Raw genomic sequence first — 24,641 nt, 5'->3', positions numbered from 1 at the left:
TTTACACCACAGGGAAGGACAACCGTGGCCGACGGACCCACGGTCACCACGATCGCCGAGCGCGCCGGCGTCTCGATCGCCTCGGTCTCGCGGGTTCTCAACGGCCTGCCGACCAGGCAGGAGACCGTGCGCAAGGTGATGGCCGCCGCCGACGAGCTCGGCTACGTGCGCAACGCCGTGGCCAGGTCGCTCAAGTCGCGCCGCACCCACCAGGTGGCCTTCGCCATGGCCGACGTCGGCAACCCCGCCTACCTGGCCATGCTCCGCGAGATCCAGCCGGTGCTGAAGGCGGCGGGCTACCGGCTCGTGCTGCACTCCACCGACGCCGTCGTGGCCGACGAGATCGACGTGCTGCACAGCCTCGGCGAACGTTACGTGGACGGCCTGATCATGAGCCCGCTGCGGGTCACCGATCAGCACCTCGAGATGCTGGCCGCGGCCAGGGCGCCCGTCGTGATCATCGGTTCGGTGCCCGAGGGAACGCGGGCCGACAACGTGCGCGCCGACTCCCGCACCGGCGTGCGGCTGGCGATCGACCACCTCTACGCGCTCGGCCGCCGCAGGATCGGCATGATCAACGGCCCGCTCGACACCGTTCCGGGAGCCGCCCGCGGCGCCGCCTACCGGGAGGCGCTCGCCGACCTCGGCCTGCCCTACGACGAGGAGCTCGTGCGGATCGGCGACTTCTACCGCGCGGAAGGGGGCCGCGCGGTGGCGGAGCTGCTCGACAGGGTTCCCGACGTGGACGCGCTGATGTGCGCCAACGACCTGATCGCGCTCGGCGCGCTCGACGTGCTGCGCGCGGCGGGCAAGCGGGTGCCCGCCGACGTGGCGGTGGTCGGCATGGACGACACCGACCTGGCGGCGGCCTCGTGGCCGGCGCTGACCAGCGTCTCGCTCGGGTCGGCCGAGCGCGGCAAGGCCGCCGCCGAGCTGCTGCTCGACCGGCTGCAGGGCGGCGACCGCGAGCCGCGGGTGGTCACCGTGCCACCCCGGCTCGTCATCCGCGCCAGCACGGCGGGCGAGGGAGCCGCGCACGACGACGCGGGACGTACCGAGAGGAAGGAGGGCGGCGCGTGACGGCGACCGTGACGAGACCGGCGCCGCCGCGGAGGCCGCGCGCCAAGCGCCGCCGCATGTCGCGCCAGGCGCGCGAGATGTGGCTGCTGATGTTGCCCGCGCTGGTGCCGGTGCTGCTGTTCAGCGTCGGCCCGCTGCTGTACGGCATCGGCCTGGCCTTCACCGACGCCCGCAACACGCGGGTCCACGAGACGAGCTTCGTCGGCCTGGCGAACTTCACCGATCTGCTGGCCGACGACGACTTCTGGGCGTCGTTCAGGATCGGCGCCGTCTGGGCGGTCTCCGTGACCGTGCTGCAGTTCCTGGCCGCGCTCGGCCTGGCCGTGCTGCTCAACCAGAACCTGCGCTTCAGGGGCGTGGCCCGGGTGCTCGCGGTGGTGCCGTGGGCGATGCCGCCCGTGGTCATCGGCCTGATGTGGAAGCTCGTCTACCACCCCGACGCGGGCATACTGAACGACCTGCTCGGCACGGACGTCAACTGGCTGGCCGACTTCTCGCTCGCGCTGCCCGCGATCATCGTGGTCGGCGTGTGGACCGGCATGCCGCAGACCACGGTCGTGCTCCTGGCGGGCCTGCAGAACGTGCCCAAGGAGCTCTACGAGGCCGGCGAGATGGACGGCGCGGGCCGCTGGCGGCGCTTCTGGAGCATCACGCTGCCGCAGTTGCGGCCCGTGATCGTGGCGATCACCTCGCTCGACTTCGTGTGGAACATCAACCAGTTCGGCCTGGTCTACGTGCTCACGCAGGGCGGGCCCGGCGGGCAGACGCGGCTGCCGATGTTGTTCGCCTACGAGGAGGCGTTCCGCTACCGGTTCGCGGGCTACGCCTCGATGCTCGGCCTCGCCATGGCGATCGTCGTGCTCGCGGTGCTCGGGTTGTACCTGTGGCGGCAGATGAGGGAGAGCCGATGAGACGCCTACCGCAGTACGCCGCGCTGGTCGCGTACATCGTCTTCCTGGCCTTTCCCCTGCTCTGGCTGCTGTCGACGGCGCTGAAGACGCCGCAGGAGATGGCGCTGACCGAGCCGACGTGGTTGCCGCGCGAGCCGACGCTGGCCAACTTCACCGACGCGTTCGGCGAGCAGGACCTGGTGGGCGCGGCGGTGCGCAGCCTGATCGTGGCGCTGTTCAGCAGCGTGATCACGGTGCTGATCTCGCTGCCCGCCTCCTACGCCATGGCCCGCTACCGCAGCCTGCTCAACCGGGTCGCACTCGGGTGGGTGCTGGTCAGCCAGGTGTTCCCGTTCATCCTGATCATCATCCCGCTCTTCATGATCCTGCGCGAGATGGACCTGGTGAACACGCTGCCGGGGCTGGTGGCCGTGCACGTGACGTTCACGCTGCCGTTCGCGTTGTGGATGTTGCAGGGGTACGTGCGCGCGGTGCCGCCCGAACTGGAGGAGGCGGCGGCCGTGGACGGCGCCACCCGGCTGCGCTCGATCGCCACCGTCGTGGCGCCGCTCCTCGCGCCGGGCGTGGTGGCCACGCTGCTGTTCGCGTTCATCTCGTCGTGGAACGAGTTCATGTTCGCGCTCGTGATCCTGCAGAACCCCGATGTCATGACGCTCCCGCTGACGCTGGTGAGGTTCACCGGCCCGGAGGGGGTGGCCAGGCTCGGCCCGCTGGCCGCGGCGTCGCTCATGGCGACGATCCCGAGCCTGATCTTCTTCGCAATCATCCAGCGGCGCCTGAAGTCCGGCCTGATGGCCGGCGCCGTCAAGGGCTAGGAGGCTCATATGCGTATCAAGTCCGCTCTGGCGGTGGTGGCGATCGCCACGCTCACCACGGCGTGCGGCGGGGGAGGAGGCGGCGAGTCCTCCTCCCCGAACGAGCCGGTGAAGATCAATTTCCTCAGCCTGGCGTGGCAGAAGGAGTCCGTGGCCGCCAACAAGCAGCTCGTGGAGGAGTGGAACAAGGCCAACCCGAACATCCAGGTCACCTACGTCCAGGGCAGCTGGGACAACGTCAACGACCAGCTCGTCACCCAGTTCGCCGGTGGCACGGCCCCCGACGTCATCCACAACGACTCGCCCGCGCTGTCCGGCTTCGCCACCGACGGCTACCTGCTCGACCTCAGCGGCAAGCTGCCCGCCGAGCTCAAGAACGACATCCCCCAGGCCGCCTGGGACACCGTCACCTTCGACGGCGGCAAGGGCGAGCAGGGCGTCTACGGCGTGCCGTTCCTGCAGGAGTCGCAGGTCATCATCGCCAACAAGAAGCTGCTCGAGGCGGCCAAGGTGCGCATCCCGACGGCGGACGCCCCGTGGACGTGGGACGAGTTCTCCGCGGCCGCCAAGAAGATGACCAAGGGCGACACGTACGGCGTGGCCTGGCCGATGAAGTCGCCGGTCAACAAGACGCTCAACCTGGCGCTCAACTTCGGCGGCACGTTCTTCCAGACCGCCGGCGGCAAGACCACGGTCAAGGTCGGGCCCGAGGAGCGCGAGGTGCTGCAGCGCATCCACGACCAGCTCTACAAGGACAAGTCGGCCGATCCCGCCGCGCTCGGCCAGGGCACGGCCGACCCGCTGCCGGCCTTCTACAAGGGCAAGTTCGCGCTGCTGCCCGCGGGGGTCTACCTGCGCCAGCAGGTCGCCGAGCAGGCGCCGGACGGCTTCGAGTGGGTCACCCTGCCGGGCCCGAAGGGCACCTCCACCCAGCAGGGCGCGGTCTCGCAGACGTTGTCGATCGCGCAGGAGAGCGAGCACCCCGACGAGGCCATGAAGTTCATCTCGTTCTTCCTGAACGGCCCCAACCAGGCCAAGCTCGCCAAGGGCGACTGGCTGCTGCCGACGTCCGTGAAGGCCGCCGCCGACCCGGCGATGACCAGCGAGGAGAACGGCTGGGACGTGGCCACCGCCTCCGCCAAGGACCTCGTCGTGGCGCCGTTCCTCAAGGTGAACGGGTTCGACGAGTGGAAGAGCAAGGTTGCCACGCCGGCCCTCCAGGAGTACTTCGCCAACAAGATCACCATCGACGAGGTGGCCAAGAGGCTCGTCGAGGACGGCAACCAGGTGCTGGAGCGGTACCAGCGGTGACTCCCCGCGACAGGGCCCGGGGGTGCCTGCTCGGCCTGGCGGCCGGCGACGCCCTCGGCGCTCCCGCCGAGAACCTGACGCCGTCGGAGATCCGGCGCCGGTGGGGACGGCTCACCGAGATCGAGGGCGGGGGCACCGACGACACCGAGTACGCGATCTTCGCCGCGTCGCTCCTCGTCCGTCACGGTCATGCGCTGACCAGCGCGGACGTCGCCGCCGCGTACCGGGAGCTGATCCTGCCCCGGATCGCCGGGCCGATGCGCGGGGCCGGGTTCTCCGAACTGGGCACCGTCGAGGCGCTGCGCCGCGGCCTGGAGCCGCCGCTGACCGGGCTCGTGCACGCCCACGGGTGGTCGGACGGGCTGGCCATGCGGGCCGCGCCGTACGGGATCTTCTGCCCGGGCGATCCGGCGGAGGCGGCCCGGCTGGTGGAGCAGGACGGTCTGGTCAGCGCGGCCGGCGAGGGCATCCTCGGCGGCCGCGCGGTCGCCGGCGCGGTGGCCGCCGCGATGGGCGGCGCCGCCCCCGACGAGGTCGTGGCGGCGGCGCTGGCGGTCATCCCGCCCGACTCCTGGACCGCCAGGAACATCGTCCGGGTACGCGACGTGCTCGGCCGGCTCTCGGCCGCGGGCGCCGGCGCGGCCGGCCCGGATGCGGGCGCCGGCGGGGCGGCCGTCGGCGAGGCGTTGCACGAGGCCGTGGTCGTGCGGCATTACCCCTGGACCGACGTGGCGCCGGAAGCCGTGGCGCTGGCGTTCGCGGCCTTCCTCGCGGGAGGCGGTGACGTGGAGACGTCGGTGACGTTCGGGGTGAGCCTGGGCAGGGACGCCGACACGATCGGCGCCATCGCCGGGGCCGTGGCGGGAGCCGGTCGCGGAGAGAGCGGCGTGCCCCGGCGGTGGGCCGGAAGAATCGGGCCGGTGACGGGCAAATGCCTGCCCGTCGTGGCGGGGAGACACGTGCTGGACGTCGCCGACGAACTGGCGGAAAGGCTGTAGATCACGATGTCGGGGGACAGGATCAGGGGCGCCTTCGCCGGGCTCGCCGTGGGCGACGCGGCCGGATGGCCCGCCGCCAGGCACCGCGCGGCGCTGCACGCGCCCTGGAGCCGGCGCCTGTACAGGGAGCTGGACGCGTTCGCGGAAGAACATCGCGTGACCACCCTGCCGGTGCCGTTCGCGCTGAACCAGCCGGTGGCGCCGCTGCGCGTCGGCCCGTCCGACGACGCCGAATGGCTGGCGTGGACGGCGCTCACCATCGACCGGCCGCGGGCCGAGGCCTTCAGGGACCTCATCGACCCGGCCCCGGGAACCCCCGGGACGCGCGCCGCCAGTGACCCGGCGTCCGGGCCGTCCGGGGTGCGGGCGGTCGGTGACGCGGCGTCCGGATCGTCCGGGGCGCGGGCCGGCGGCGGGGCGGTCAGGGCGCGGATCTCGGTGGCGACCGCGCTCGACAACCTCGCCAAGGGGGTGGAGCCGCCCGCGTCCGGGCACGACAACCCGCACTTCTTCGACGACGCCGCCGCGGTCAGGGCCGTCGCGTTCGGGGCCCTCGGGAGGGACCCCACGCGGGACGCCGAGGTGACGAACGCCGGCGACGGCGTCCTGGGCGCCAGAGCCATGGCCGCCGCCGTGGCCGAGGCCGTGGCGTCGGGCTCGGCGGTCAACGCCGTGGAGGCCGCGCTCGCCGCACTGCCCGACGGCACCGCCATCGGCCACAACGCCCGGCTGGCGGTCAAGGCCGCGCGGGCGGCGGGTGACCCGTTCGCCGCCGTCCCCGCGCTGGACGGTGCGCTGCTCGACCACGTCTACAGCTACGGTGTCGGCGCGGCGCAGACGGTGCCCGTCGCCCTGGCGCTGGCCGCGGTGTCGGGCGGGGAACTGGGCCGGGCGGTGCCCGCGGCGGCGTGCCTGGCCGCGCTCGCCGACTCGGCGCCCGCGCTGACCGGAGCGCTCACGGGAGCCTGCGGCGGGCTCGGCGCGGTCCCGGAGGGGTGGATCACGCCGGTGCGCACGCTGGCCGGCTGCTGCCTGCCTGACCTGGCGGGCCTGGATCTGATCGAACTAGCCAACGATGTCACGGAGGGAATCGCATGACGCCGCTTGAGGACAGGGCGACCGGCTGCGTGGTGGGGGCGGCGGTCGGTGACGCGCTGGGCGGCGCCACCGAGGGCTGGACCCCCGAACAGATCGTCGACCGGTACGCGGGCCGGGTCGAGGGCATCGTGCCGCCGTTCAACGAGGACTGGCGCAACGCCCGGCCGATCGCGCCGTACCACAAGGGTGACGGCCACATCACCGACGACACGTTGATGACGCACGCCCTGATCCGGGTCTACGAGAAGGCCGGCGGGCACCTCGGTGCGTATGCGATGGCCGAGCACATGGTGCCGGAGCTGATGGGCGAGCGGCGGTGGATCCCCGAGCTGGAGGCCGAGGCGCTGCCGCTGCAGCGGATCTTCCTGGCCGAGAAGTGGATCGTGGCCAGGCTGCACTACGGGCACGTGGACCCGCGTGAGGCCGGTGTCGGAAATATCGTGAACTGCGGCGCCGCCATGTACGTCGCCCCCGTCGGCATCGTCAACGCCGCCGACCCCGACGGCGCCTACGCCGAGGCCATCGACCTGGCCGGAGCCCACCAGTCCAGCTACGGCCGCGAGGCCGCCGGGGTGATGGCCGCCGCCGTCGCCGAGGCCATGCGGCCGGGCGCCACGGCCGACTCCGTGGTCGCCACCTGCCTGCGCCTGGCCAAGGACGGCACCAGGGCCGCCATCGAGGCCGTCTGCGAGGCCGCCGCCGGGCTCGGGCACTGGGACGGATCGTTCGAGGCGCTGCGCGCCGCCATGCGGCCGTACGACACCGTCGCCGACACCTACCGCGACCAGGGGCTGGGGGCGCGGCGGCCGAGCCGTACGCACAGCATCGAGGAGCTGCCGCTCGCGCTCGGGTTCCTGGTGATCGCCAAGGGCGGCTACCGCGACACCGTGCTCGGCGGCGTCAACTACGGGCGCGACGCCGACTCGATCGCCTCCATGGGCGGGGCCATCGCGGGGGCGCTCGGAGGGCTGTCCTCCGTGCCGGCGGAGTGGGTGGAGCAGGTCGGCGCCGCCAGCCGTACGGACCTGGTGGCTCCCGGGCTCGCCATCGCCGGGGTCGCCCGCCGGGTGCACGCCGGCGACCTCGCGCGGCGGCGCGACCACGAGGCCGCCTTCGCCGCCCTGGACCGCCGGTGATCCGGCTCACCTGGGTCCAGCCGGAGGACCTGCTCGGCCACGAGCTCCGCCAGGCGGCCGAGGACGGCCGCGCCGGCGACCGGGTCCGGGAGATCGCGGCCCGGTGGCACGCGGCAGGAGGGCACGACGCCCCGCCACGCGCGGGCGCCTCCGGCCCCGGCGCCGCGCGACTGCGAGGGCTGGCAGAGGAGCTGCTGGACGAGCTGGCGGCCATCCCGTCGCCGCTCGACGAGCCGTCCGACCTGGCCGCGATCATCGCCGCCTGCCCCGGCTGGCCCGCCCCCCGCCCCGGCGCGGCCGATCCCGCCCGGGTGCTGGGCGCCTGGCTCGGGCGGGCGGCCGGGTGCGTCCTGGGCAAACCCGTCGAGAAGATCCCGCGCGAGGGCATCAGGCGGATCGCCGAGACCACCGGCAACTGGCCCATCAGGGGCTGGTTCACCGCGAAGGGCCTGCCCGATGACGTCGCGCGCCGCTGGCCGTGGAACCGCCGCAGCGCCGTCAACTCCCTGGCCGAGAACATCGACGGCATCCCCGAGGACGACGACCTCAACTACCCGCTGCTGGCCCTGACCGTCCTGGAACGTCACGGCCGCGGCTTCACCACCGACGACGTGGCCAGGCTGTGGCTGGACGAGTTGCCCGCGGGCCGTACGTTCACCGCCGAGCGGGTCGCGTACCGCAACCTGCTGGACGGCGTCGAGCCGCCCCGCACGGCCACCCGTCGCAACCCGTTCCGCGAGTGGATCGGAGCGCTGATCAGGGCGGACGTGTACGGCTGGGTCAACCCGGGCGATCCGGCCACGGCCGCCGAGTACGCCTGGCGCGACGCCCGGCTCACCCACACCGCGAACGGGATCTACGGGGCGATGTTCGTGGCCGCGATGTGCGCCGCCTCGCTGGTGGCCACGTCGGCGGAGGAGGTGGTGCGGGCGGGCCTGTCCGTGGTGCCCGAGGGGTCGCGGCTGCACGAGGCCGTCCGCCTGGCCGTCGCGGACGCCGCCCGCGAGGACGACTTCGAGCGGGTCGTCGACCGCCTCCACGAACGCCACGGCGCCCTGCACTGGGTGCACACGGTCAACAACGCCGCCCTCGTCGCCGCCACGCTGATCCATGGCCGGGGCGACTTCACCGCCACGATCGCGGGAGCGGTCGCCGGCGGCTGGGACACCGACTCGGCGGGGGCCACGGCCGGATCCCTCGCGGGGGCGCTGAACGGCGGCGTGCCCGGTCGTTGGCGCATGCGCGACCGCCTGGCCAGCAGCCTCAGCGGGTTCGACGGGGTGGGTCTGGAAGAGCTGGCCGCCCGTACCCAGGAGATGATGACCATATGATCTCGGTTTTCGGCAGCGCCAACATGGACCTCGTCGCGTACGTCTCAAAAGCCCCTAAACGCGGCGAGACGGTCACCGGGCGCCACTTCCGTACCGTTCCTGGCGGCAAGGGCGCCAACCAGGCGATCGCCGCGGCCCGCGCGGGCGCGCGGGTGGCGTTCCTCGGGGCGGTCGGCGACGACGGTTTCGGCGCGGAGATGCGGGCCACGCTGGCGGAGGCCGGCGTCGACGTAAGCGGCCTGCGCCAGGTGCCGGGGCCCAGCGGCATCGCGCACATCGTGGTCGACGACGACGGCGGCAACTCGATCGTCGTCGTGCCAGGGGCGAACGGCACGGTGACCGGACCGTCCCCCGACGACCTGGCCGTGATCGCGGCCTCTCAAGCGCTGCTGCTCCAGCTGGAGCTGCCCATGGGCGCGGTCGTCGAGGCGGCGCGGGGGGCGAGGGCGGCGGGCGTGCCCGTGTTCCTCACGCCGGCGCCCGCGCAGCCCCTGCCGGCTGAGCTGCTCGACGCGGTCACGACCATCGTCCCGAACGAGCACGAGGCGGCTGCCATCACCGGCGTCTCCGGCGCGGACGCGGCGCTCGACGCGCTGCTCGAGCTGGTCGAGGAGGCCGTGATCACGCTGGGCTCTGAGGGCGCGCTCTTCGGGTCCCGGTCGGGGGAGCGGCTGCGCGTGCCCGCGGCGCCGGTGAAGGCGGTGGACACGACGGCGGCCGGCGACACGTTCGTGGGCGCGCTGGCGGTGGCCCGCTCGGAGGGGCGTGCCATGGCCGGCGCCCTGCGGTTCGCCTCGGCGGCGGCGGCGCTGTCGGTGCAGCGCGAGGGGGCCAGCACGTCGATGCCGGCCCGCCAGGAGATCGAACGCGAGGTCTCATGACGTTCTGCCTGGGCAGGTGGTGACCATGAGCGACACATCAGAGGAAAAGCCGGACGCGGTCGGCGGGGTGGAGGGCGAGAGCGACGTCGTCGCCGAACGGTCGGGTGCCGGCACGGCGAGGAGTCGCCGCCCCGTCTCCGCTGACCCTCCTGACGACGAGGACACGCGGGAGGAGGAAGCCGGAGAGGAGGAGAACGGGAACGACGTCGTCCGCCCGGACGCCGGCCCCACCGGCTGACCGTCAGGCGCGTCCCCCGTGCAGGTGGGCGAGCGTCTCCTCCAAGCTCCGCCCGCAGGATGCCGTCGGCCGCGCCGGCGTCCCCGCGCCGGACAGCGGCCACCAGCGCCGCGTGTGTCTCCTGCCCAGGGGCGCGGTGACGCGCCCGCAGTCCCAGCATCTCCACCGGGCCGATCAGCCCTTCGTGCAGCGCCGGCGCGAACTCCGCGAACAGGTCAGCCAGCACCGGGTTGCCCGCCGCCGCCACCAGCGCCGCGTGCAGGGCGATGTCGGCGTCCACGAACGCGGCGTCGTCGCCCTCCGCCGCACGCTCCCGCGCCTCCAGCGCCGCGAGGTCCTCGTCGGTACCTGTCCGACATCGACGAGATCCGGCGGGTCGTCGAGCACTGCAATCGCCTGCCCGTCCCTGAGCGCCACCCGTACGCGAAGCCAGCTTGATTTGGCGATTTAGGCAGAGGTGTCCGCCCGGCACGTCAGCTTCGTGGAGACGGGCCGGACCATTCCCAGCAACGCGATGGTGTCGCGTCTGGCCGAGCATCTGAGCGTCCCGTTGCGGGAACGCAACCGCCTGCTGATCGCGGCCGGCCACGCCCCCGGGCTCGTCCTCGGCGAGGAGGCCGCGGCCAGCACGTCCTCGTCGCCGCGGACACGAGCCTTCTCCGGCTTGCCGATCACGACACAGCGGGTGTCTCCCCCGACGGCCGACTTGCTCTCTTCGACCGTTCGAACGCCTCATCCACGACCTGCCACCCTCGTGAAGATCACCAACAGCATCCAGTGCGTACGACCGCGCCGAGTTCTACTGGTCTGGAGGAAGAAAGCATGGCGGGGAAGAAATATGCAAAGGTTACCGGTTCCGCAGTGGAGTGGACCGGTAACCGGTAGCGAACCGGAACCGGCCGTGACGGGTCCCTCGCCGTTGCGGCCGGGCGACGTGGCCGGGGGATTGATGTGGTGGGGGCGATGGCCTGTCACTGGCCGTCTTGGCCACGTGCCGTCGCCCCCTCCCTACGGATCTACAGCACCTTCCGGGCGCCCGGCAGGGCGCGCACCAGGTACGCCGTCGCCCAGCACAGCGGCAGCCCGATGGCGGTGAGCAGCGCGGCCTTCGCGATCGCGGGCGCCTGTACGCCGCTCAGGGCGTAGCCCAGGGCGACCAGGACGGCCGGGTGGATGACGTAGACGGTGAAGGCGTGCGCCGACAGGAACCGGCGGAGGCGGCCCTGGCGGCCGAGGCGTTCCCTGAACAGCACCAGAAGGCCGAGGATGATACCGACGGCGAGTGCCGACTCCGACATGGCCGTCAGCAGGGACGGCAGGGTTCCGTGGCCAAAGCTCACCTCTCTGTAGGAGCTCACGACGAGGACGAGCACCACCGTGGCGACGGCTGCGGTGGCGAACCCGGCCCGGCCGGCTGTTCTGGGCAGGCTCTCCAGCCAGCCGCGCCGGGCCGCGATCAGCCCGACGACGAACAGCGCCGCGTACTGCGGCAGGTAGCCGGGGGACGGCAGCCCCAGCACCGTAACGCCCATCGGCACCACCATGCGCCACACGTACGTCACCAGTGACAGCCCCATGACGAACCCGACGATCGCGGCGGTACCGGGCGCCCGGCCGGTGGCCGGGGTCGTCCCGGGCGCGCTCCGGCCCTGGCCGGCCAGGCGCCGCCACACGACGTAGAGCGCGCTGAACACGAGCAGCACCTCGACGAACCACAACGGACCCGGTGTGTAGTGGAGCAGGTAGAACTTCCAGTAGGGCAGGTCGGTTCCCTGCCGGGCGGCGGCTTCGCTGGCTGTGGCGTACCTGCCGATGGTCACCAGGGGACGGATCAGCAGCAGCCACAGCAGCAGCGGGACTCCCAGACGCAGCAGCCGCTCCCTCAGGAACTGCCGGCCCCCTTGCGGTCGTAGGACCGTGGCACGAAAAGTCCTGAGACGAGGAAGAAGGCGCCCATGAAAAACGCCTGGTTGAACAGGAGCAGGAGGTCCAGCAGCATTCCTGAGGAGTCGGCCGGTGGTTCCGTGTAGTACCAGTCCGGGATGTTGCTGTAAGCGATCACGGAGTGGTGGATCACCACGAGTGCCATCAGGGCGGTGCGTAGGTTGTCGACATGAAGAAGCCGCGGGGCGGTGGTGGACGACGCGGCCTGCTGGTTGGCGGGCTGCGTCATCGGTTCGCCGTCCCTTCGGGCCGTGCGGCCCGTGTGCTGTGCTCGAGCGGGCCGACCTCCCGCGTGGATAACCGAGTCCACGCGACGATGGGGAGGGTCGGTGTTTTCTGGTGGATCTCTGCCGGCAGCATGAGATGTCCCTCTGAAGCGATGTGTGTTACTTGTTGTATAGCAGATAGAATCACGATGCGTCGGTCGGTCACGACGTTCCTCACGTGTTGAGGAGTTTGGCGAGATCGTCCGCGGATGCGGGACGGCCGGGGGCGGCGAACATTCCGGCCGGGTCGAGATAGGCGTGCTGGGCGGGTGTGCCCGGCGCGAATCGGCGGCTCTCGGCGAGCGGGCCCACGTCGTACGTGTCATAGCCGAGCGAATCGATCAGGATGGCGACCGCTTTCTTGGCGGCGGCGTCGTCGCCGGCGATGGGCAGGGTGCTGCGGTCCGGGGCGCCGGCCGGGCGTCCCAGGGTGGCCAGGTGCTTGAAGAAGATGTTGCTGAACGCCTTGACGACGCTTGAGCCGGTCAGGTGGGTCTGGAGCAGGACGTGGGCCGGGGTGTCGCCGGCGTCGATCTCGGGGACGCTGCCCTGTCGGGCGGGGTCGTAGTTGAGTGTGTCGATGACGACCCGGCCCCGGAGGGGTTCCGCGGGGACCTGCCGGTAGGCCTTGATCGGGATGGTCACCACGACGATGTCGCCGGCGGTCGCGGCCTCGGAAGGGGTCGTCGCGCGGGCGCGCGGGCCGAGCCGTGCGACCAGGTTCTGCAAGGTCTCCGGGCCGCGGCTGTTGCTGAGGACGACGTCGTGGCCGGCGTCGACCCCGAGGCGGGCGAGAGTGCTGCCGATGTTTCCGCTGCCGATGAAGCCGATGGTGGTCATGGTCTCCTGCCGGGCCGGGATAATGTAAGAGGGGTTTTCCGCATAAGCGAAGGCATGCCTTGACTTTAACGCAGGCAGCCCTTCACTTAGCAAGGTCGGTGTCGCAGAAAGAGGTATGTCATTGGGTGCCACCGAGCCCGGCACGCGAGCCGAACCCCGTTTCACCGTGCGTCGGCCTGCGCGCGCCGACGCACGCCGCAACTTCGACGCCCTGCTCGACGCCGCCCGTGAGGCGTTCGGCGCCGAGGGCGCCGGCGCCTCGCTCGAGGGGATCGCCCGGCGGGCAGGGGTCAACATCGCGACGCTCTACCGCAACTTCCCCACCCGCCAGCACCTGTTCGAAGCCGTCTACCTGGACGAGGTGGAGGCCCTGGCCCGCATGGCAGCCGAGTTGAGCGGCCTCGAACCGTGGGATGCCCTGGAGGGCTGGCTGCGTCAGTTCGTCAGCTATGCGACCACCAAGAAGGCGATCTACGACGCCGTCGCGCACCGCGAGGAGATGTTTGTAACCGGCCGCGACATGATCCATGCGGCCGGTCGGCCGCTTCTCGAGCGCGCCCAGGGCGCGGGCAAAGCCCGGGACGACGTGAGCTTCGACGACATTCTATTCCTGGTCAACGGTGTCAGCGGAGCGAACTTCGTCCAGGAGGCGCAGCGCGACCGGGTGCTCGCCATGGCCTTGGACGGCATCAAAGCCCAGAAGTGAGCGCAGCGAGCGCGAGCCGCTGACGATCAGACGAGTAGTCTCAGCCCGGCGATCTTCACAGCCGCGTCGAAGACACCATCGGCAGCCGGCCCTTACTGCCGCTCATCCCCGCTCACCTGTCCACCATGGCCGATCTCGCCGAGGCGTCCGAGGCCCGCTCGCCGATCGGGCCGTCGCCGTGCTGGCCCAGTACGCCGCCCGCCAAGACCTCGCGGCAACGCTGGCCGCCGAGGCCGCAGCCACCCACACCGCCGAACCACCACCCGTGGTGCATCACCGCGAGTTCAAAGTCGTCACCCGGCTGCGTCGACACCACGCCGCCGTGCATGACCTGCTGAAACAGGGTCTCAGCAAGGCGGCTATCGGCCGGGAACCCGGCCTGCACCCCGCAACCGTCCGCAAGCTGGCCAACGCCGCTGAGGTTTGGTCGATGGGAGACCCCGGCTCTGGCCGACCTCCCCACCCCGCAGCCCGAACCGGGGGAGGTGCTGGTGAAGGTCGCCGGCTCCTCGGTCGACGGCTTCGACCTGTCGGTCGCCGCCGGCTACGTGCAGCAGATGATGGAGCACCGCTTCCCGCTGGTGGTGGGCAAGGACTTCGCCGGCACCGTCGAGGCGCTCGGCGAGGGCGTCGGGGGCTTCGCGGTCGGGCAGCCGGTGTTCGGCGTGGTGATGAAGCCGTTCCTGGGGCCCGGCGCGATGGCCGAGTACCTGACCGTGCCCGCCACCTACGGCATCGCTCCCCTCCCCGAAGGGCTGGCCGCCGCAGGCGGGCGCGCTAGGTCTGGCCGGTACGTTGACGCTCACTTCTGAGCGGCGACCTTCGTCCCCAGGCGGGCGGCGCACTCGTCCCGGTAGTCGAGCGTGCGCGAGCGCAGCTGCTTGGGGTCGGCGAGCACGGCCCTGGAGACCGAGGGCACGACGGCATGGCGGACGGACGCGAACACCCGGGCCACGTCGGCGGGGGTGGCGCCCTGGGCGCCCAGCCCCGGCGCGAGAATGGGGCCGTTGAGGTCGTCCAGCGCGTCGTCGAGTGCGGGCAGCGTGGCCCCCATGACCAGCCCGACCGGCCCGAACGGCGTGTGCCCCGCGTTCGCCGCCGCCGCGGCGGCGATCACCTGGCCGGCCACGTGCCGCTGCAACGCGGCCGCCTCGGGGTTGGAGGTGCGGGCCAGCACGAACACGCCCGCGTCGTTGAGCATGGCCGACGTGATCGCGCCCTCGAGCGACCCGAACCCCAGGTAGGGGCTGAGCGTCACCGCGTCGGCGGCCAGCGGGCCGCCCCGGTCGAGGTACGCCTCCGCGTAGGCGGCCATCGTGCTGCCGATGTCGCCCCGCTTGACGTCGAGCAGCACCAGCGTGCCGGCCTCGCGCAGGTCGGCCATGGTGCGTTCGAGCACGGCGATGCCGCGGCTGCCCCAGCGCTCGAAGAAGGCCGACTGCGGCTTGACCACCGCGGCCACGTCGCCCACCTCGTCGACCACCGTACGGCTGAAACGCTCCAGACCGGCGGGGGAGTCGTCGAGCCCCCAGGCGTGCAGCAGCGCCGGGCTCGGGTCGAGGCCCACGCAGAGCGGTCCGCACGCGTCGAGCCTGGCTCGCAGGCGCGCCCCGAACGTGTCATTCATCGGCTCCTCCTTCGCCGGAGACCCCTGGCTGCCCCCGACATGGTGCTCGCCCGGCCTCTCTCACGACCACCGCCACGACCCTCGGCGCCGGCCCCGGCGGAACGGTTCTCCGGCGACGATACGGGACAGGACTCCCGATGCTGAACAGGGTGTGCGATCCGAGTCTTCCTCGCTTGGCCTGAGGGGTAGATCAGCAGACATGTACGAGATCGCCCATCGTGTGCTGGTGCTGCGTACCGATCCGCCCCGTGACGTCGTCGTCACGCTCGGCCTGCCATACGAGGAGCCGGCGGGCGAGTGGTCGTGCCCGTACCGCATCGACGGGCTCGCCGGGTGGGAGCACGAGCGGAAGGTCACCGCGTTCGACTCGCTGGAGGCGATCGGGCTGGCGATGGTCACGGTGCGGGCGGCGCTCGCCGGGTCCCACGAGGCCAAGGGGGGCCTGCTGAGCTGGGACGACGCGCCGCAGGGCCGGCGGGCGCGGACGGTGTACGTGAGCGTGGACCAGGAACACGACATCGCCTACGTCTCCATGAAGCACGAAATGGCACCAGGTGAGGCGATACGTCAGGTCGAGGCTGACGACGTCATCGTCGACTACGGCGAATCCGGGCAGATCCTCGGCCTGGAGATCATGAACGCGGCGGCGGCGCTCCCGCCCGAGCTGCGGCTCTGATCGGAGAGGCGTCCTCCACGAGCGCTCGCCGGCGGGCCGGCAACCACCGCCGGTCACCAGGGCGGGGGAGGGAGCACACCCGCCTACCCTGCGGGCGGGCACGGCCGGGGATAATCGCCCGGGTGAGCACCGTGATCTCGCCGCGCATCGTGGCCACCGACCTCGACGGAACCCTCCTCACCTCCACCGGCACCATCACCCCGCGCACCAAGAAGGCCCTGCGGTCCGCACGGGCGGCCGGAGCCGAGATCGTCTTCGTCACCGCCAGGGCGCCGCGCGGCGTCCGCGAGATCGCCGAGCAGACCGGCGTCACCGGCATCGCGATCTGCAGCAACGGAGCCGTCACCTACGACGTGGCCGCCGACGAGATCATCGACAGCCGTCCGCTCCAGCCCGAGGCGGCCAGAAAGGTCGCCGCCACCCTGGCCGAGGCCATCCCCGGCGTCGGCCTCGCCGTCGAGACCGGCAGGAACGTGCTGACCGAAGTGGCCTACACGCGGCGGGTCAGCCACGACCTCGCGCACTACCGCGAGGTGACGTCGGTCTTCGACGGGAACGAGCCCATCGTCAAGCTGCTCGCCATGTCCGCCGCGCACACCGCCGACGAGATGTTCACCGCCGTGGTGGCGGCCGTCGAGGGCCAGGCCGAGGTGACGTACTCCAGCGACGAGGGGCTGCTGGAGATCAGCGCGCCGGGCGTGACGAAGGCGGGCGCGCTCGACCGGCTCTGCGGGGAGCGAGGCGTCGAGGCCGGTGAGGTGGTGGCGTTCGGCGACATGCCCAACGATCTGGCGGTGCTCGCGTACGCGGGCGCCGGCTACGCCATGGCGAACGCGCACCATCTGGTGCTGGCGGCGGTCGAGCGGCGCACGCTCTCCAACGACGAGGACGGCGTGGCCGCGGTGCTGGAGGGTCTCTACGGACGGTCCCGCGGGTGACGTGCCCGCCCACGCGGGCGGGCACGTACGGCCTCAGGCGTCGTCGTCGGACACGCGTGAGGCACCGTCGCAGGAGCCGGGTGAGGTGCTGAGCACGGGCATCAGCCCGCCGCACGTGCTCACCGGAGCCGACACGGGTTCGACGATCTCGTCATTGAAGACGATCACGTCACCGATGAGCGGCCGGCTTGAGGCCGCGGCCGGTTCGGCGGGTTCGGCCGGTTCGGCGGGTTCGGCGGCCGTCGCGGGCTGGGCGCCCGCCGCGGTGGGCGGGGGCGTGACCACGGCGTGCGCGGCGTACGGGAACAGCACGCTCGCCACCGCGGCCCCGAGCCCCGCGGCGACGAAGCGCCTCGTTCCCATCAGAACCCCCATCCCCGGCACCACCGCGTCACGGCGAGGTGTGCCGGCCTGCCCAGGCGGCCTTCATGCCGGCGGGGCTGACGCCGTCGCCGGTGTCGTGCTGAGGGTGCCCGCCCTCCATCATCCGGTCGATCAGCGCCAGTGCCAGCGCCGAGACCACGAAGGTCAGGTGGATCAGGGTTTTCCATAGCAACTCCCTGTCGGTGATGGCCGGTCTGGCCGCGTTGATGAAGATCTGGAGGAGGTGGATGGACGAGATGCCGATGATGGCCATGGCCAGCTTGACCTTGAGCACGTTGGCGTTGACGTGCGAGAGCCACTGGGGCTGGTCAGGATGGCCCTCGATGCGCAACCGCGAGACGAACGTCTCGTAGCCGCCGATGATGACCATGATCAGCAGGTTGGAGATCATGACGACGTCCACGAGACCGAGGACGATCAGCATGACCGTGGTCTCGGGCGGCGTGCCGCCGAACCCGAGGTGGATCAGATGGATCAGCTCCGCCATGAACCGCCACACGTAGACGACCTGGGCCGCGATCAACCCCACGTAGAGCGGGGCCTGGATCCACCGGCTCAGGAACATGACGTAGCCGACCCGTTCCGGCATCTTCTGCGACCTCGTACGCGACGCGGTCACGGGCACCTGAGCGAGTCGCACTAGGACGTCAGGACGTTGACGTGCTGGACCACGGTCTCCACGTCAATGAGCGGGGAGCCGTTGCCGAGCAGTTCCAGCGGGATCGGGGACGCGCCGGCCACCAGCGCGGCGGCGGCGACGGCGGTCAGGACACCGAACTTCAACGGAACTCCTTGTCACTGCTCTTCGCCCGCGCGCACGGCGCTGCCGGACGACGGGTCATGGACCGGGACGGCGGCGGACAGGGCCAGGCCGCCCGCGGCGAGCACGGCGGGCGTGATCCGCCGGGAGATGGACAACATCGAACCTCCTGGGTAGGGGTGTCGAACGACCCATGACACTACCCAGGGTAATGGAATGATTACTCTGAGTTAAAGATTTTCCTGCGGGAAGTGATCGGCGGATCGGCGGTCCTGGAGGGAAGCGGGCCTCGTGGACGTGCTTCAGGCCGCCGGTGCGTCGATGCGCGGCAAACCCGTCATCGACGTGACCAACGCTGCCGCCCCTGACCGCTATGACCCCACGCGACCGATCGCACGCCTGATCAGCGACCTCACTGGAGGCCACGTCGTGAAAGCGTTCAACCTGTGCCACGTGGACGTGTGGCGGATGACGCCGCCGGTGTTCGGCGCGAGGCCACTGGCCGTGCCGCTGTGCGGCGACGACCCGGCCGCCATGGACTCCGCCCGCGCGCTGGTCGCCGACCTCGGCTGCGAGCCGCTGAACGGAGGAGGGCTCGACCGGGCGACGCAACTGGAGGCGACCGCCGCGTTCGTGATCGGACTGTGGTTCGGGGGCGCCGACGCCCAGGCCATCCTGCCGCCGCTGGACTCGTCGGGCGCACACGGACAGGGCTGACGTACGACGAGAGGCGTAGCGGGGATGACGACGGTCGGCGGATGCCGCGCGCACCGCCAGGGAGAATCCTGGAGGCCTTCCTACGAGGCCTAAGGAGAAGTCCAGTGGTAACCGAGGTCGCCAAGGGCAGCGGGTACATGACCGCGTTCAAGGTCGTCGCCATCCTCAACACGGCATCCGTGCTCGCTCAGGCCGTGACGGCCGGGCAGCTGATGAGCGGCGCCGGCGCCGCCCTGCACGGTCAGGGGTCGTTAGCCGTGCACGTGCTGGGGCTGGTGCAGCTCATCGTGGCCGTGCTGATGTGGCGTCCGGGCCGCGCGGCCGGCTGGCCCGCGCTGGTCAGCCTGGCGATCCTGCTGCTCGGGTTCGTCCAGTCGATGCTGGGCGGCTCCGGGGCGGTGACGGCGCACGTGCCGCTCGGGGTGGGGCTCTTCGGGCTCAGCGTGTGGCTCGTGGTCTGGTCCTGGCGCCGCTGAGCCTGCGGCGGGCGCGGGTCAGGAGGGGTGGCGGGCCAGGTGGTCGGCGTGGCGGACGGGCTCGGGGAGGCGGAAGCGGGCAGCGAGCCGGAGGACCTCGTCGGTGGCCGTGTCCAGGGAGATGCGATGGCCCTGGGAGACGTACACCGGTCTGACCCCTCGTCGCGTGCGCAGCGCCCGCCCGACCGTGGCGCCCTCGTACACGATCGGCGTCCACGCCCCGCGCTCCGGCCCGGGAGGCTCGTGCGTGCCGATGAACGGCGTCTTGCCCACCCCCAGCGCCGGCAAACCGGTGAGCACCCCCAGGTGGCAGGCCAGCCCGAACCCGCGCGGATGGGCCAGCCCGTACCCGTCGCAGACCAGCAGGTCAGGGGTCACGGTGAGCTGTTCGAGGGCGTCGATCAACGCGGGCAGCTCGCGGAAGGCGAACAGTCCCGGCACGTACGGGAACGACGCCCGCGCCTCGGCGACCACCTGCTCCACCGGCGTGAGCGTGCTCCCGTCGAGGACGACCACGGCCGCCGTCACCGCGTCGTCGCCGTGGTAGTGCACGTCCAGGCCCGCCACCAGCGCGAACCCGGTGGGTCCTGTCAGCTCGACGTGCCCGCGCAGCCGGTCCTGGATGGACTCCGCCTCCGCGACGCTGGAGGGCCATGGATGAAGTCGTCGTACCCGCACCCCGATCAAGGTACGCGGTCGCGGCCGGAGATCGTTGCGTAGGGTCGGTCGTCATGAACGAAGTTCCGGTGGACGTACCGGTGATCGTCGGTCCGGGGGTCGTCGCCGACCCGGCGCTGCTGGCGCGGGTCGCCGGCCGCGAATTCGCCGCCCTGGGCGTGCGAGGCACCCTCGTCCACGCCCGCGACGCCTCTCACCTGCTGTCGCTCGTGCGGGACGGGGCGGTCGTGATCCCCGGGCCCGAGGCCGAGGTGCGCGCCCTCATCGGACGGCCGCTCGGAGCCGTGGTCTGGGTGGACACGCACCGGGCCGACGGCGTCGAGCCGGGGGAGGGCGCCTCCCACCTGCACGGGCGCGGGCTCAGCGGCCTGAGCTGGGGCATCCGGCACGCCCTCCACCGGGTACGCCACAGTCCCCTGAGGATCCCTTACGGACCGTCCCGCGATCAATGGGGTGATCTGTACGTGCCGGAGGGCGTTCCCAGGCCGCCGGTCGTGGCGCTGGTCCACGGCGGATACTGGCGCTCGATCTGGGCCGCGGACCTCATGGAGGCACTCTGCGCCGACCTGGCGGGGCGCGGGTTCGCGGTGTGGAACCTCGAATACCGCCGTCCCGACACGCACGGCTGGCACGCCACCACCGCCGACGTCGCCACCGGCCTGGCCACCCTCCACGCCCTTCGTCCCCGCACCCCGCTGGACCTCGATCGGATCGCGGTAGGAGGACACTCTGCCGGCGCCCAGCTGGCGTTGCGGGCGGTGGCCGACGGGGCGCGGGCCGCGCTGGCGGTGTCGCTCGCGGGCGTGCTCGACCTGGTCGAGGCCGAGCGGCGGTGGCTCGGTTCCGGCGCCGTCGCCGCCGCCATGGGCGGTCGCGAGGAACGGTCGTCCGGGGGAGCAGACGTCCACGGGGCCGGGTCGCCACTGCTCAGAGTGCCGATCGGCGTGCCGCAGCTCGTCGTCCAGGGCGCCGCCGACGACCTGGACCTGATCGACTTCGGCCGCCGCTACGCCGAGGCCGCCGGACGGGCCGGCGACGACGTGACGTACCTGGAACAGCCCGGCGACCACTTCGACGTCATCACCCCCACCACCTCGATCTGGCGGGCAGCGGCGGAGGCCATCACCGCGGCGCTCACCTGAGCGTGGCAAGAAGCCCGCCACCCGCCGAAGGGGACGAACCGGTCACCGCCTACCATGTCCAGGTGATCGTCGGAGAGGTGCTCGGACTGCTCGGCGTCGGTGTGGTGGCCGGCGTGGTGAGCACGGTCGCGAGCCTCGCGTCGGTCGTCTCCTACCCGGCGCTGCTGGCGTTCGGCCTGCCCCCGCTGACCGCGAACGTCACCAACACCGTCGCCCTGGTCTTCACCGGCATCGGCGCCGCGGCGGGCTCGCGGCCCGAACTGGCCGGTGAGGGCGGCCGGATGCTCCGCCTCGGCCCGGTGGCCGCGATCGGCGGCGCGACGGGCGCGTTCCTGCTGCTGATGACCCCTGCCGAGACGTTCGAGCTGATCGCGCCGTGGCTGATCGCGATGGCCTCGCTGCTGCTGGCCCGCCCGCCGTCCGGCCGGGCGGACGGCGAGCACGGGCTGGCGGCGCGGGTGGGGCTGTTCGCCGTGACGATCTACGTCGGCTATTTCGGCGCGGCCGGAGGCCTGATGGTGTTCGCCGTGCTGGCCGCCACGTTCGCCCAGCCCGCGGCCAAGCTCAACGCGATGAAGAACGTGCTGTCCGGGCTGGCGAACGCGGTGGCGGCGCTCGGGTTCGCGCTGTTCGGCCCGGTGGACTGGGGTGCGGCGGCGCCGCTGGCGGCCGGGTTCCTGCTCGGCGGATGGACCGGCCCCAAGATCGCCCGCAGGATGCCGGGCTCGGGGCTGCGGTACCTGGCGGCGGCCTGCGGGCTGGCCGTGGCGATCAAGCTGGGCTGGGATTCGTACGTGACCTGATCGGGACGCCCGCCCGTTCCTTCGCGAGCGCGGCGAACCTGCCGGTGACCCGGCGCCAGACGGGCGTGGACACCGGCTCGTCCGCCACCGCCCGCTCGTAGACCTCTCCGGGGTCGAACCCCTCGGCTCGCCACTCACGGATGCGCGCGGGCGTCACCTCCGGGTGGAACTGCACGCCCCACGCCCGCTCGCCCACCCGGAACGCCTGGTACGGGCACGCCGCCGTCTCGGCCAGGTGCACGGCCCCCTCGGGCAGCCCGGTGACGGCGTCCTTGTGGTGCTCGACGGCGGGAACCACCGGGGGCAGGTCGTGGAAGAGCGGGTCGGTGGCGGCCTCGGGCCGGATCGTGACCGGGACGCTGCCGTTCTCGGGCGCTCCGGTGTCGCCCGTCACCACGCCTCCCGCCACCTCGGCGATGAGCTGGCCGCCCAGGCAGATCCCGAAGAACGGCACGCCGTCCGCCAGCGCCTGGGCCGCCAGCCGCCGGGTGCCGGCCAGCCACGGCGCCCTGTCGTCCTCGCTGGGCAGGTAGCCCCCGCCCAGCACGATCATGGCGTCGTGCTCCAGGCGGCCGGGCAGGGGAGCGCCGTCGTGGGCGTGCACGACGTCCAGCTTCAGTCCGGCGTCCTCAAGCCATCCGCCCACGCGGCCGGGGCCGCCGCTGCGGCTGTTCTGGACGATCAGGACATCACCCATCGTGGGCCTCCGCTGGGGTTCGCGAACATGGCGTGGAAGCACGGCGTGGAAGCACGGCGTGGAAGGGACCGGGGTCACGGCAGGTTAGCGGCCCTGGCGGTGTGGCGGAGCAGGAGGGCGGTCGTCACCGGCCCCACGCCGCCGGGCACCGGGGTGAGCGCGCCGGCCACGGCGGCGACCTCGTCGGAGGCGACGTCGCCGGTCAGCCCGCCGTCCTCGGTGGGGTTGGTGCCGACGTCGATCACCACCGCGCCGGGGGCGACGTGCGCGGCGCCGATCAACCCGGCCCGGCCTGCCGCGGCGACCAGCACCTCGGCCGTGGAGGTGACGGAGGCCAGGTCGCGGGTGCGCGAGTGGCAGACGGTGACGGTGGCGTTCCGGTCGAGCAGCAGGTGCGCCAGCGGCTTGCCCACCACGGTGGAACGGCCCACCACCACGGCGTGCCGCCCCTCCAGTTCCACCTCGTGGTGGTCGAGCAGCGCCATCACGGCGGCCGCCGTGGCGGGCGGGAACGCGGGCAGTCCCGCCGCCAGCCGGCCGAGCGAGAGCGGGTTGGCGCCGTCGACGTCCTTGCGCGGGTCGATCGCGCCGGCCAGCTCCTGCGCCGAAGCGCCCTCCGGCAGGGGTGTCTGCATCATCACGGCGTGTACGCCGGCGTCCGTGCTGAGCCGGGTCAGCGTCTGGCCGATCTGGTCGGGGGTCGCGCCGGGGCCCAGGTCGACCAGGTCGCAGGCGATGCCCACGCCGACCGCCGCCTTGGCGATCGAGCGGACGTACCACAGGCTCGCCTCGTCGGCCGTGGCCACCACCACGGCCAGGCGCGGCTGCGGGCCGGCGGCCGCCTCGGCCTGCGTCCGGGCGCGGATGGCGGCGGCCAGGTCCTTGCCCGGCAGCGCCTTCACGGGTTGATCTCCTCGCGTACGGAGGCGGTCACGGCGCCGGCTCTGGCGATGGTCGCGTCGACGCCGGACAGGCGGCCGGTCAGCTCATGGCGTGCCCGCTCGTCCTCGATGCCGCCCAGGTTGACCTCGACGTTCACCCTGGCGGTGGAGAGCGCGGCGCGCGCGGCGTCCGCGGCGGCGGCCACGTCGGTGACGAGGTTGCGGTTGGCGACGGGCAGCAGCACCTCGCACAGCTCGACGACGCGCGTGGCCGTCTCGGCCACGCGGGCGGGCGGCTCGGCGGCGGCGGCCAGCGCCCTGGCGATGGCCGCGCTGCGCTCCTCTCCCTTGGGCAGGCGGTAGGCGTCGGTGACCGCGGTGAAGGCCGCGGCGTCCTCCTCGGCCAGCTTCAGCGCCTGCCCCCGCAGGGCGTCGGTCTCGGCGATCACGCCGGCGACGGTGCCGGCGTGATCGGCGTACTTCTCGCCGGTGGTGTAGCGGGCCACCATGCCGAGCAGCGCGGCGGCCTGCGCCGCGTGCAGGGCCGCGGTCGCGCCGCCGCCGGGTGCGGGCACCCTGTCGGCCAGCTCGGCCAGGAAGTCGACGATCCTAGAGTCGCGCATGGCGGCATTCTGCCAGGCCGTGCCCGGCTCATTCGCGGAACATCGGCCGCGTGGTGTCGCCGGGGCCGCTCTGCGGCGGGTAGGCGGGGCCGCTCTGCGGCGGGTACGGGTCGTGGGCGGGGCCGTACGCGTGACCGTAATCGAGGCCGTGCTCGAGGTGGTGGTCGGGAGGTGGTGGCCGGTGGGCGGCCCGCCACCTCGACGGGAACATGGAGACCACCAGCGTCGTGATGCCGAGGAAGAGCAGCAGGCAGGAGTAGGCCAGGGTCTGGTAGCCGATCCCGACGGTGTCGGGCAGCCACTGGCTCGGCAGGAGCCGCTGGCGGGTGAACATCTCCAGGAGGGGCAGGACACCCAGCGCGGTGAACATGAGGCCCCCGAGCAGCGACGCCACCGGCGACAGGCGGGAGCCGACCAGGAAGGCGAGCGCGATCGCGGACACGGCGATGACGGCCAGCCCGAGCCAGGAGAGCTCGTACGCGACCCTCAGACGCGTCGCGAAATCGCCTACTCCGAATGACAGTCCGACGGCGATCAGCGGAGGCAGGAGCAGCCCGGCGACCACTCCGAGAGCATGACGGGCACCGTTTGACATGTTAAAACCCCGTTTGTTCGGCTCTGTCCCAAGCTACCGTGCGGCATCCGTCCGCGTGAGGGGCCCCTCGGCTTCTCCCGTGGACGTTC

33 protein-coding genes and 1 pseudogene are annotated in these 24,641 nt (G+C 72.3%); 18 read left to right on the top strand and 16 right to left on the bottom strand.

Annotation, left to right across the window (positions count from 1 at the left end):
- The first annotated feature begins 24 nt into the window (after window positions 1-24).
- The 10 genes from ACZ6SA_RS26620 to ACZ6SA_RS26575 are packed head-to-tail and all read left to right on the top strand — an operon-like array spanning window position 25 to window position 9,799.
- Window positions 25-1,080 (top strand): LacI family DNA-binding transcriptional regulator, encoded by a 1,056-nt coding sequence (locus tag ACZ6SA_RS26620; protein WP_465831091.1) that lies wholly within the window; start codon window positions 25-27, stop codon window positions 1,078-1,080.
- The gene (locus ACZ6SA_RS26615) at window positions 1,077-1,991 is read left to right on the top strand and encodes a carbohydrate ABC transporter permease (RefSeq protein WP_347643913.1); all 915 of its coding nucleotides are present in this window, start codon (window positions 1,077-1,079) and stop codon (window positions 1,989-1,991) included. Before ACZ6SA_RS26620 ends, ACZ6SA_RS26615 begins: the two co-directional genes overlap by 4 nt.
- Window positions 1,988-2,806 carry a carbohydrate ABC transporter permease gene (locus tag ACZ6SA_RS26610; RefSeq protein ID WP_347643912.1) on the top strand — a complete coding sequence of 273 codons (819 nt, stop codon included), beginning with the start codon at window positions 1,988-1,990 and terminating at the stop codon, window positions 2,804-2,806. Before ACZ6SA_RS26615 ends, ACZ6SA_RS26610 begins: the two co-directional genes overlap by 4 nt.
- Before the next feature lie 9 nt (window positions 2,807-2,815).
- Window positions 2,816-4,117 (top strand): ABC transporter substrate-binding protein, encoded by a 1,302-nt coding sequence (locus ACZ6SA_RS26605; protein ID WP_347643911.1) that lies wholly within the window; start codon window positions 2,816-2,818, stop codon window positions 4,115-4,117.
- A complete protein-coding gene (locus ACZ6SA_RS26600) occupies window positions 4,114-5,115 on the top strand; it encodes an ADP-ribosylglycohydrolase family protein (RefSeq protein WP_347643910.1) in 1,002 nt (333 codons plus the stop codon). Before ACZ6SA_RS26605 ends, ACZ6SA_RS26600 begins: the two co-directional genes overlap by 4 nt.
- Window positions 5,116-5,121: 6 nt before the next feature.
- The gene (locus ACZ6SA_RS26595; protein WP_347643909.1) at window positions 5,122-6,213 is read left to right on the top strand and encodes an ADP-ribosylglycohydrolase family protein; all 1,092 of its coding nucleotides are present in this window, start codon (window positions 5,122-5,124) and stop codon (window positions 6,211-6,213) included.
- A complete protein-coding gene (locus ACZ6SA_RS26590; protein WP_347643908.1) occupies window positions 6,210-7,349 on the top strand; it encodes an ADP-ribosylglycohydrolase family protein in 1,140 nt (379 codons plus the stop codon). Before ACZ6SA_RS26595 ends, ACZ6SA_RS26590 begins: the two co-directional genes overlap by 4 nt.
- Entirely contained in the window at window positions 7,346-8,680 is a 1,335-nt protein-coding gene (locus tag ACZ6SA_RS26585; RefSeq protein ID WP_347643907.1) for an ADP-ribosylglycohydrolase family protein, read from the top strand. Before ACZ6SA_RS26590 ends, ACZ6SA_RS26585 begins: the two co-directional genes overlap by 4 nt.
- Window positions 8,677-9,561 (top strand): ribokinase, encoded by an 885-nt coding sequence (rbsK, locus tag ACZ6SA_RS26580; RefSeq protein ID WP_465831086.1) that lies wholly within the window; start codon window positions 8,677-8,679, stop codon window positions 9,559-9,561. The genes ACZ6SA_RS26585 and rbsK overlap by 4 nt, the downstream gene beginning before the upstream one ends.
- A 25-nt stretch (window positions 9,562-9,586) precedes the next feature.
- Window positions 9,587-9,799, top strand: a complete 213-nt coding sequence (locus ACZ6SA_RS26575; RefSeq protein ID WP_465831084.1) for a hypothetical protein — start codon at window positions 9,587-9,589, stop codon at window positions 9,797-9,799.
- A 109-nt stretch (window positions 9,800-9,908) separates the two neighbouring features.
- Here the strand turns inward: ACZ6SA_RS26575 and ACZ6SA_RS26570 are convergent.
- From ACZ6SA_RS26570 to ACZ6SA_RS26550, 5 genes and pseudogenes are all read right to left on the bottom strand, one after another.
- Window positions 9,909-10,337: pseudogene (locus ACZ6SA_RS26570) on the bottom strand (FCD domain-containing protein); the annotation flags it as partial.
- Window positions 10,247-10,474, bottom strand: coding sequence for a hypothetical protein (locus tag ACZ6SA_RS26565; RefSeq protein WP_465831082.1), 228 nt, complete (start codon window positions 10,472-10,474; stop codon window positions 10,247-10,249). The pseudogene ACZ6SA_RS26570 and the gene ACZ6SA_RS26565, both read right to left, overlap by 91 nt.
- A 341-nt stretch (window positions 10,475-10,815) precedes the next feature.
- Window positions 10,816-11,649, bottom strand: a complete 834-nt coding sequence (locus tag ACZ6SA_RS26560; RefSeq protein ID WP_465831185.1) for an acyltransferase family protein — start codon at window positions 11,647-11,649, stop codon at window positions 10,816-10,818.
- 32 nt (window positions 11,650-11,681) lie between these two features.
- Entirely contained in the window at window positions 11,682-11,972 is a 291-nt protein-coding gene (locus tag ACZ6SA_RS26555) for a hypothetical protein (RefSeq protein WP_465831080.1), read from the bottom strand.
- A gap of 211 nt (window positions 11,973-12,183) precedes the next feature.
- A complete protein-coding gene (locus ACZ6SA_RS26550) occupies window positions 12,184-12,849 on the bottom strand; it encodes an NADPH-dependent F420 reductase (protein ID WP_347643904.1) in 666 nt (221 codons plus the stop codon).
- 115 nt (window positions 12,850-12,964) lie between these two features.
- On the opposite strand from ACZ6SA_RS26550, the gene ACZ6SA_RS26545 reads away from it, so the two are divergent.
- A complete protein-coding gene (locus ACZ6SA_RS26545; RefSeq protein WP_132596267.1) occupies window positions 12,965-13,555 on the top strand; it encodes a TetR/AcrR family transcriptional regulator in 591 nt (196 codons plus the stop codon).
- 112 nt (window positions 13,556-13,667) lie between these two features.
- Here ACZ6SA_RS26545 and ACZ6SA_RS26540 read toward each other — a convergent pair whose 3' ends face one another.
- Window positions 13,668-13,940: a hypothetical protein gene (locus ACZ6SA_RS26540; protein ID WP_347643903.1), complete on the bottom strand. Its 273-nt coding sequence runs from the start codon at window positions 13,938-13,940 to the stop codon at window positions 13,668-13,670.
- Between the two features lie 100 nt (window positions 13,941-14,040).
- On the opposite strand from ACZ6SA_RS26540, the gene ACZ6SA_RS26535 reads away from it, so the two are divergent.
- A complete protein-coding gene (locus ACZ6SA_RS26535) occupies window positions 14,041-14,367 on the top strand; it encodes an alcohol dehydrogenase catalytic domain-containing protein (protein WP_465831077.1) in 327 nt (108 codons plus the stop codon).
- On the opposite strand, the gene pyrF is transcribed toward ACZ6SA_RS26535, so the two are convergent.
- Window positions 14,358-15,182 (bottom strand): orotidine-5'-phosphate decarboxylase, encoded by an 825-nt coding sequence (pyrF, locus tag ACZ6SA_RS26530; RefSeq protein WP_347643901.1) that lies wholly within the window; start codon window positions 15,180-15,182, stop codon window positions 14,358-14,360. The two genes, ACZ6SA_RS26535 and pyrF, sit on opposite strands and share 10 nt — an antisense overlap.
- 199 nt (window positions 15,183-15,381) lie before the next feature.
- On the opposite strand from pyrF, the gene ACZ6SA_RS26525 reads away from it, so the two are divergent.
- A complete protein-coding gene (locus ACZ6SA_RS26525; protein WP_347643900.1) occupies window positions 15,382-15,858 on the top strand; it encodes a DUF2283 domain-containing protein in 477 nt (158 codons plus the stop codon).
- Between the two features lie 122 nt (window positions 15,859-15,980).
- Complete coding sequence (locus ACZ6SA_RS26520) at window positions 15,981-16,796, top strand: HAD family hydrolase (protein WP_347643899.1); 816 nt, start codon at window positions 15,981-15,983, stop codon at window positions 16,794-16,796.
- Between the two features lie 33 nt (window positions 16,797-16,829).
- On the opposite strand, the gene ACZ6SA_RS26515 is transcribed toward ACZ6SA_RS26520, so the two are convergent.
- Genes ACZ6SA_RS26515 through ACZ6SA_RS26500 form a run of 4 tightly spaced genes read right to left on the bottom strand, consistent with a single transcriptional unit; the run spans window position 16,830 to window position 18,101 of the window.
- Window positions 16,830-17,159: a hypothetical protein gene (locus ACZ6SA_RS26515; RefSeq protein WP_465831074.1), complete on the bottom strand. Its 330-nt coding sequence runs from the start codon at window positions 17,157-17,159 to the stop codon at window positions 16,830-16,832.
- A gap of 28 nt (window positions 17,160-17,187) precedes the next feature.
- On the bottom strand, window positions 17,188-17,769 hold the full coding sequence (locus ACZ6SA_RS26510; RefSeq protein WP_347643897.1) for a TIGR00645 family protein: 582 nt from the start codon (window positions 17,767-17,769) through the stop codon (window positions 17,188-17,190).
- 50 nt (window positions 17,770-17,819) lie between these two features.
- Complete coding sequence (locus ACZ6SA_RS26505; protein WP_347643896.1) at window positions 17,820-17,963, bottom strand: hypothetical protein; 144 nt, start codon at window positions 17,961-17,963, stop codon at window positions 17,820-17,822.
- Window positions 17,964-17,975: 12 nt separating this feature from the next.
- Window positions 17,976-18,101 (bottom strand): hypothetical protein, encoded by a 126-nt coding sequence (locus tag ACZ6SA_RS26500; RefSeq protein WP_347643895.1) that lies wholly within the window; start codon window positions 18,099-18,101, stop codon window positions 17,976-17,978.
- Between the two features lie 130 nt (window positions 18,102-18,231).
- Between ACZ6SA_RS26500 and ACZ6SA_RS26495 the strand changes: the two genes are divergently transcribed.
- Both ACZ6SA_RS26495 and ACZ6SA_RS26490 read left to right on the top strand, forming a co-directional pair.
- A complete protein-coding gene (locus ACZ6SA_RS26495; RefSeq protein WP_347643894.1) occupies window positions 18,232-18,657 on the top strand; it encodes an NADPH-dependent F420 reductase in 426 nt (141 codons plus the stop codon).
- A gap of 104 nt (window positions 18,658-18,761) precedes the next feature.
- A complete protein-coding gene (locus ACZ6SA_RS26490) occupies window positions 18,762-19,133 on the top strand; it encodes a hypothetical protein (RefSeq protein ID WP_347643893.1) in 372 nt (123 codons plus the stop codon).
- An 18-nt stretch (window positions 19,134-19,151) separates the two neighbouring features.
- On the opposite strand, the gene ACZ6SA_RS26485 is transcribed toward ACZ6SA_RS26490, so the two are convergent.
- Complete coding sequence (locus tag ACZ6SA_RS26485; protein WP_347643892.1) at window positions 19,152-19,811, bottom strand: endonuclease V; 660 nt, start codon at window positions 19,809-19,811, stop codon at window positions 19,152-19,154.
- 53 nt (window positions 19,812-19,864) lie between these two features.
- Between ACZ6SA_RS26485 and ACZ6SA_RS26480 the strand changes: the two genes are divergently transcribed.
- Window positions 19,865-20,953 (top strand): alpha/beta hydrolase, encoded by a 1,089-nt coding sequence (locus ACZ6SA_RS26480; RefSeq protein ID WP_465831070.1) that lies wholly within the window; start codon window positions 19,865-19,867, stop codon window positions 20,951-20,953.
- Window positions 20,954-21,015: 62 nt separating this feature from the next.
- Window positions 21,016-21,756 (top strand): sulfite exporter TauE/SafE family protein, encoded by a 741-nt coding sequence (locus ACZ6SA_RS26475; RefSeq protein WP_465831068.1) that lies wholly within the window; start codon window positions 21,016-21,018, stop codon window positions 21,754-21,756.
- On the opposite strand, the gene ACZ6SA_RS26470 is transcribed toward ACZ6SA_RS26475, so the two are convergent.
- The 4 genes from ACZ6SA_RS26470 to ACZ6SA_RS26455 form a co-directional block, all read right to left on the bottom strand.
- Window positions 21,725-22,453: a type 1 glutamine amidotransferase gene (locus ACZ6SA_RS26470; protein ID WP_465831066.1), complete on the bottom strand. Its 729-nt coding sequence runs from the start codon at window positions 22,451-22,453 to the stop codon at window positions 21,725-21,727. The genes ACZ6SA_RS26475 and ACZ6SA_RS26470 overlap by 32 nt on opposite strands.
- A gap of 74 nt (window positions 22,454-22,527) precedes the next feature.
- Entirely contained in the window at window positions 22,528-23,355 is an 828-nt protein-coding gene (locus ACZ6SA_RS26465; protein ID WP_465831064.1) for a bifunctional 5,10-methylenetetrahydrofolate dehydrogenase/5,10-methenyltetrahydrofolate cyclohydrolase, read from the bottom strand.
- Window positions 23,352-23,957, bottom strand: coding sequence for a cyclodeaminase/cyclohydrolase family protein (locus ACZ6SA_RS26460; RefSeq protein WP_347643887.1), 606 nt, complete (start codon window positions 23,955-23,957; stop codon window positions 23,352-23,354). Before ACZ6SA_RS26460 ends, ACZ6SA_RS26465 begins: the two co-directional genes overlap by 4 nt.
- Window positions 23,958-23,985: 28 nt before the next feature.
- Complete coding sequence (locus tag ACZ6SA_RS26455) at window positions 23,986-24,552, bottom strand: hypothetical protein (protein WP_347643886.1); 567 nt, start codon at window positions 24,550-24,552, stop codon at window positions 23,986-23,988.
- Between the last annotated feature and the right edge of the window lie 89 nt (window positions 24,553-24,641).

Source organism: Nonomuraea sp. NPDC049378, from assembly GCF_055586745.1.
Note: the sequence above shows the minus strand (reverse complement) of the source record. Positions and strands in the feature narration are given on the sequence as shown.

Excerpts from the sequence above, each read along its gene's own strand:
- ACZ6SA_RS26460 (WP_347643887.1), bottom strand. The coding sequence starts at position 23,957 with ATGCGCGACTCTAGGATCGTCGACTTCCTGGCCGAGCTGGCCGACAGG.
- ACZ6SA_RS26605 (WP_347643911.1), top strand. The coding sequence starts at position 2,816 with ATGCGTATCAAGTCCGCTCTGGCGGTGGTGGCGATCGCCACGCTCACC.
- ACZ6SA_RS26595 (WP_347643909.1), top strand. The coding sequence starts at position 5,122 with ATGTCGGGGGACAGGATCAGGGGCGCCTTCGCCGGGCTCGCCGTGGGC.
- ACZ6SA_RS26500 (WP_347643895.1), bottom strand. The coding sequence starts at position 18,101 with ATGTTGTCCATCTCCCGGCGGATCACGCCCGCCGTGCTCGCCGCGGGC.
- pyrF (WP_347643901.1), bottom strand. The coding sequence starts at position 15,182 with ATGAATGACACGTTCGGGGCGCGCCTGCGAGCCAGGCTCGACGCGTGC.
- ACZ6SA_RS26575 (WP_465831084.1), top strand. The coding sequence starts at position 9,587 with ATGAGCGACACATCAGAGGAAAAGCCGGACGCGGTCGGCGGGGTGGAG.
- ACZ6SA_RS26555 (WP_465831080.1), bottom strand. The coding sequence starts at position 11,972 with ATGACGCAGCCCGCCAACCAGCAGGCCGCGTCGTCCACCACCGCCCCG.
- ACZ6SA_RS26610 (WP_347643912.1), top strand. The coding sequence starts at position 1,988 with ATGAGACGCCTACCGCAGTACGCCGCGCTGGTCGCGTACATCGTCTTC.
- ACZ6SA_RS26480 (WP_465831070.1), top strand. The coding sequence starts at position 19,865 with ATGAACGAAGTTCCGGTGGACGTACCGGTGATCGTCGGTCCGGGGGTC.
- ACZ6SA_RS26525 (WP_347643900.1), top strand. The coding sequence starts at position 15,382 with ATGTACGAGATCGCCCATCGTGTGCTGGTGCTGCGTACCGATCCGCCC.
- ACZ6SA_RS26590 (WP_347643908.1), top strand. The coding sequence starts at position 6,210 with ATGACGCCGCTTGAGGACAGGGCGACCGGCTGCGTGGTGGGGGCGGCG.
- rbsK (WP_465831086.1), top strand. The coding sequence starts at position 8,677 with ATGATCTCGGTTTTCGGCAGCGCCAACATGGACCTCGTCGCGTACGTC.
- ACZ6SA_RS26455 (WP_347643886.1), bottom strand. The coding sequence starts at position 24,552 with ATGTCAAACGGTGCCCGTCATGCTCTCGGAGTGGTCGCCGGGCTGCTC.
- ACZ6SA_RS26515 (WP_465831074.1), bottom strand. The coding sequence starts at position 17,159 with ATGGGAACGAGGCGCTTCGTCGCCGCGGGGCTCGGGGCCGCGGTGGCG.
- ACZ6SA_RS26550 (WP_347643904.1), bottom strand. The coding sequence starts at position 12,849 with ATGACCACCATCGGCTTCATCGGCAGCGGAAACATCGGCAGCACTCTC.
- ACZ6SA_RS26510 (WP_347643897.1), bottom strand. The coding sequence starts at position 17,769 with ATGCCGGAACGGGTCGGCTACGTCATGTTCCTGAGCCGGTGGATCCAG.
- ACZ6SA_RS26470 (WP_465831066.1), bottom strand. The coding sequence starts at position 22,453 with ATGGGTGATGTCCTGATCGTCCAGAACAGCCGCAGCGGCGGCCCCGGC.
- ACZ6SA_RS26545 (WP_132596267.1), top strand. The coding sequence starts at position 12,965 with ATGTCATTGGGTGCCACCGAGCCCGGCACGCGAGCCGAACCCCGTTTC.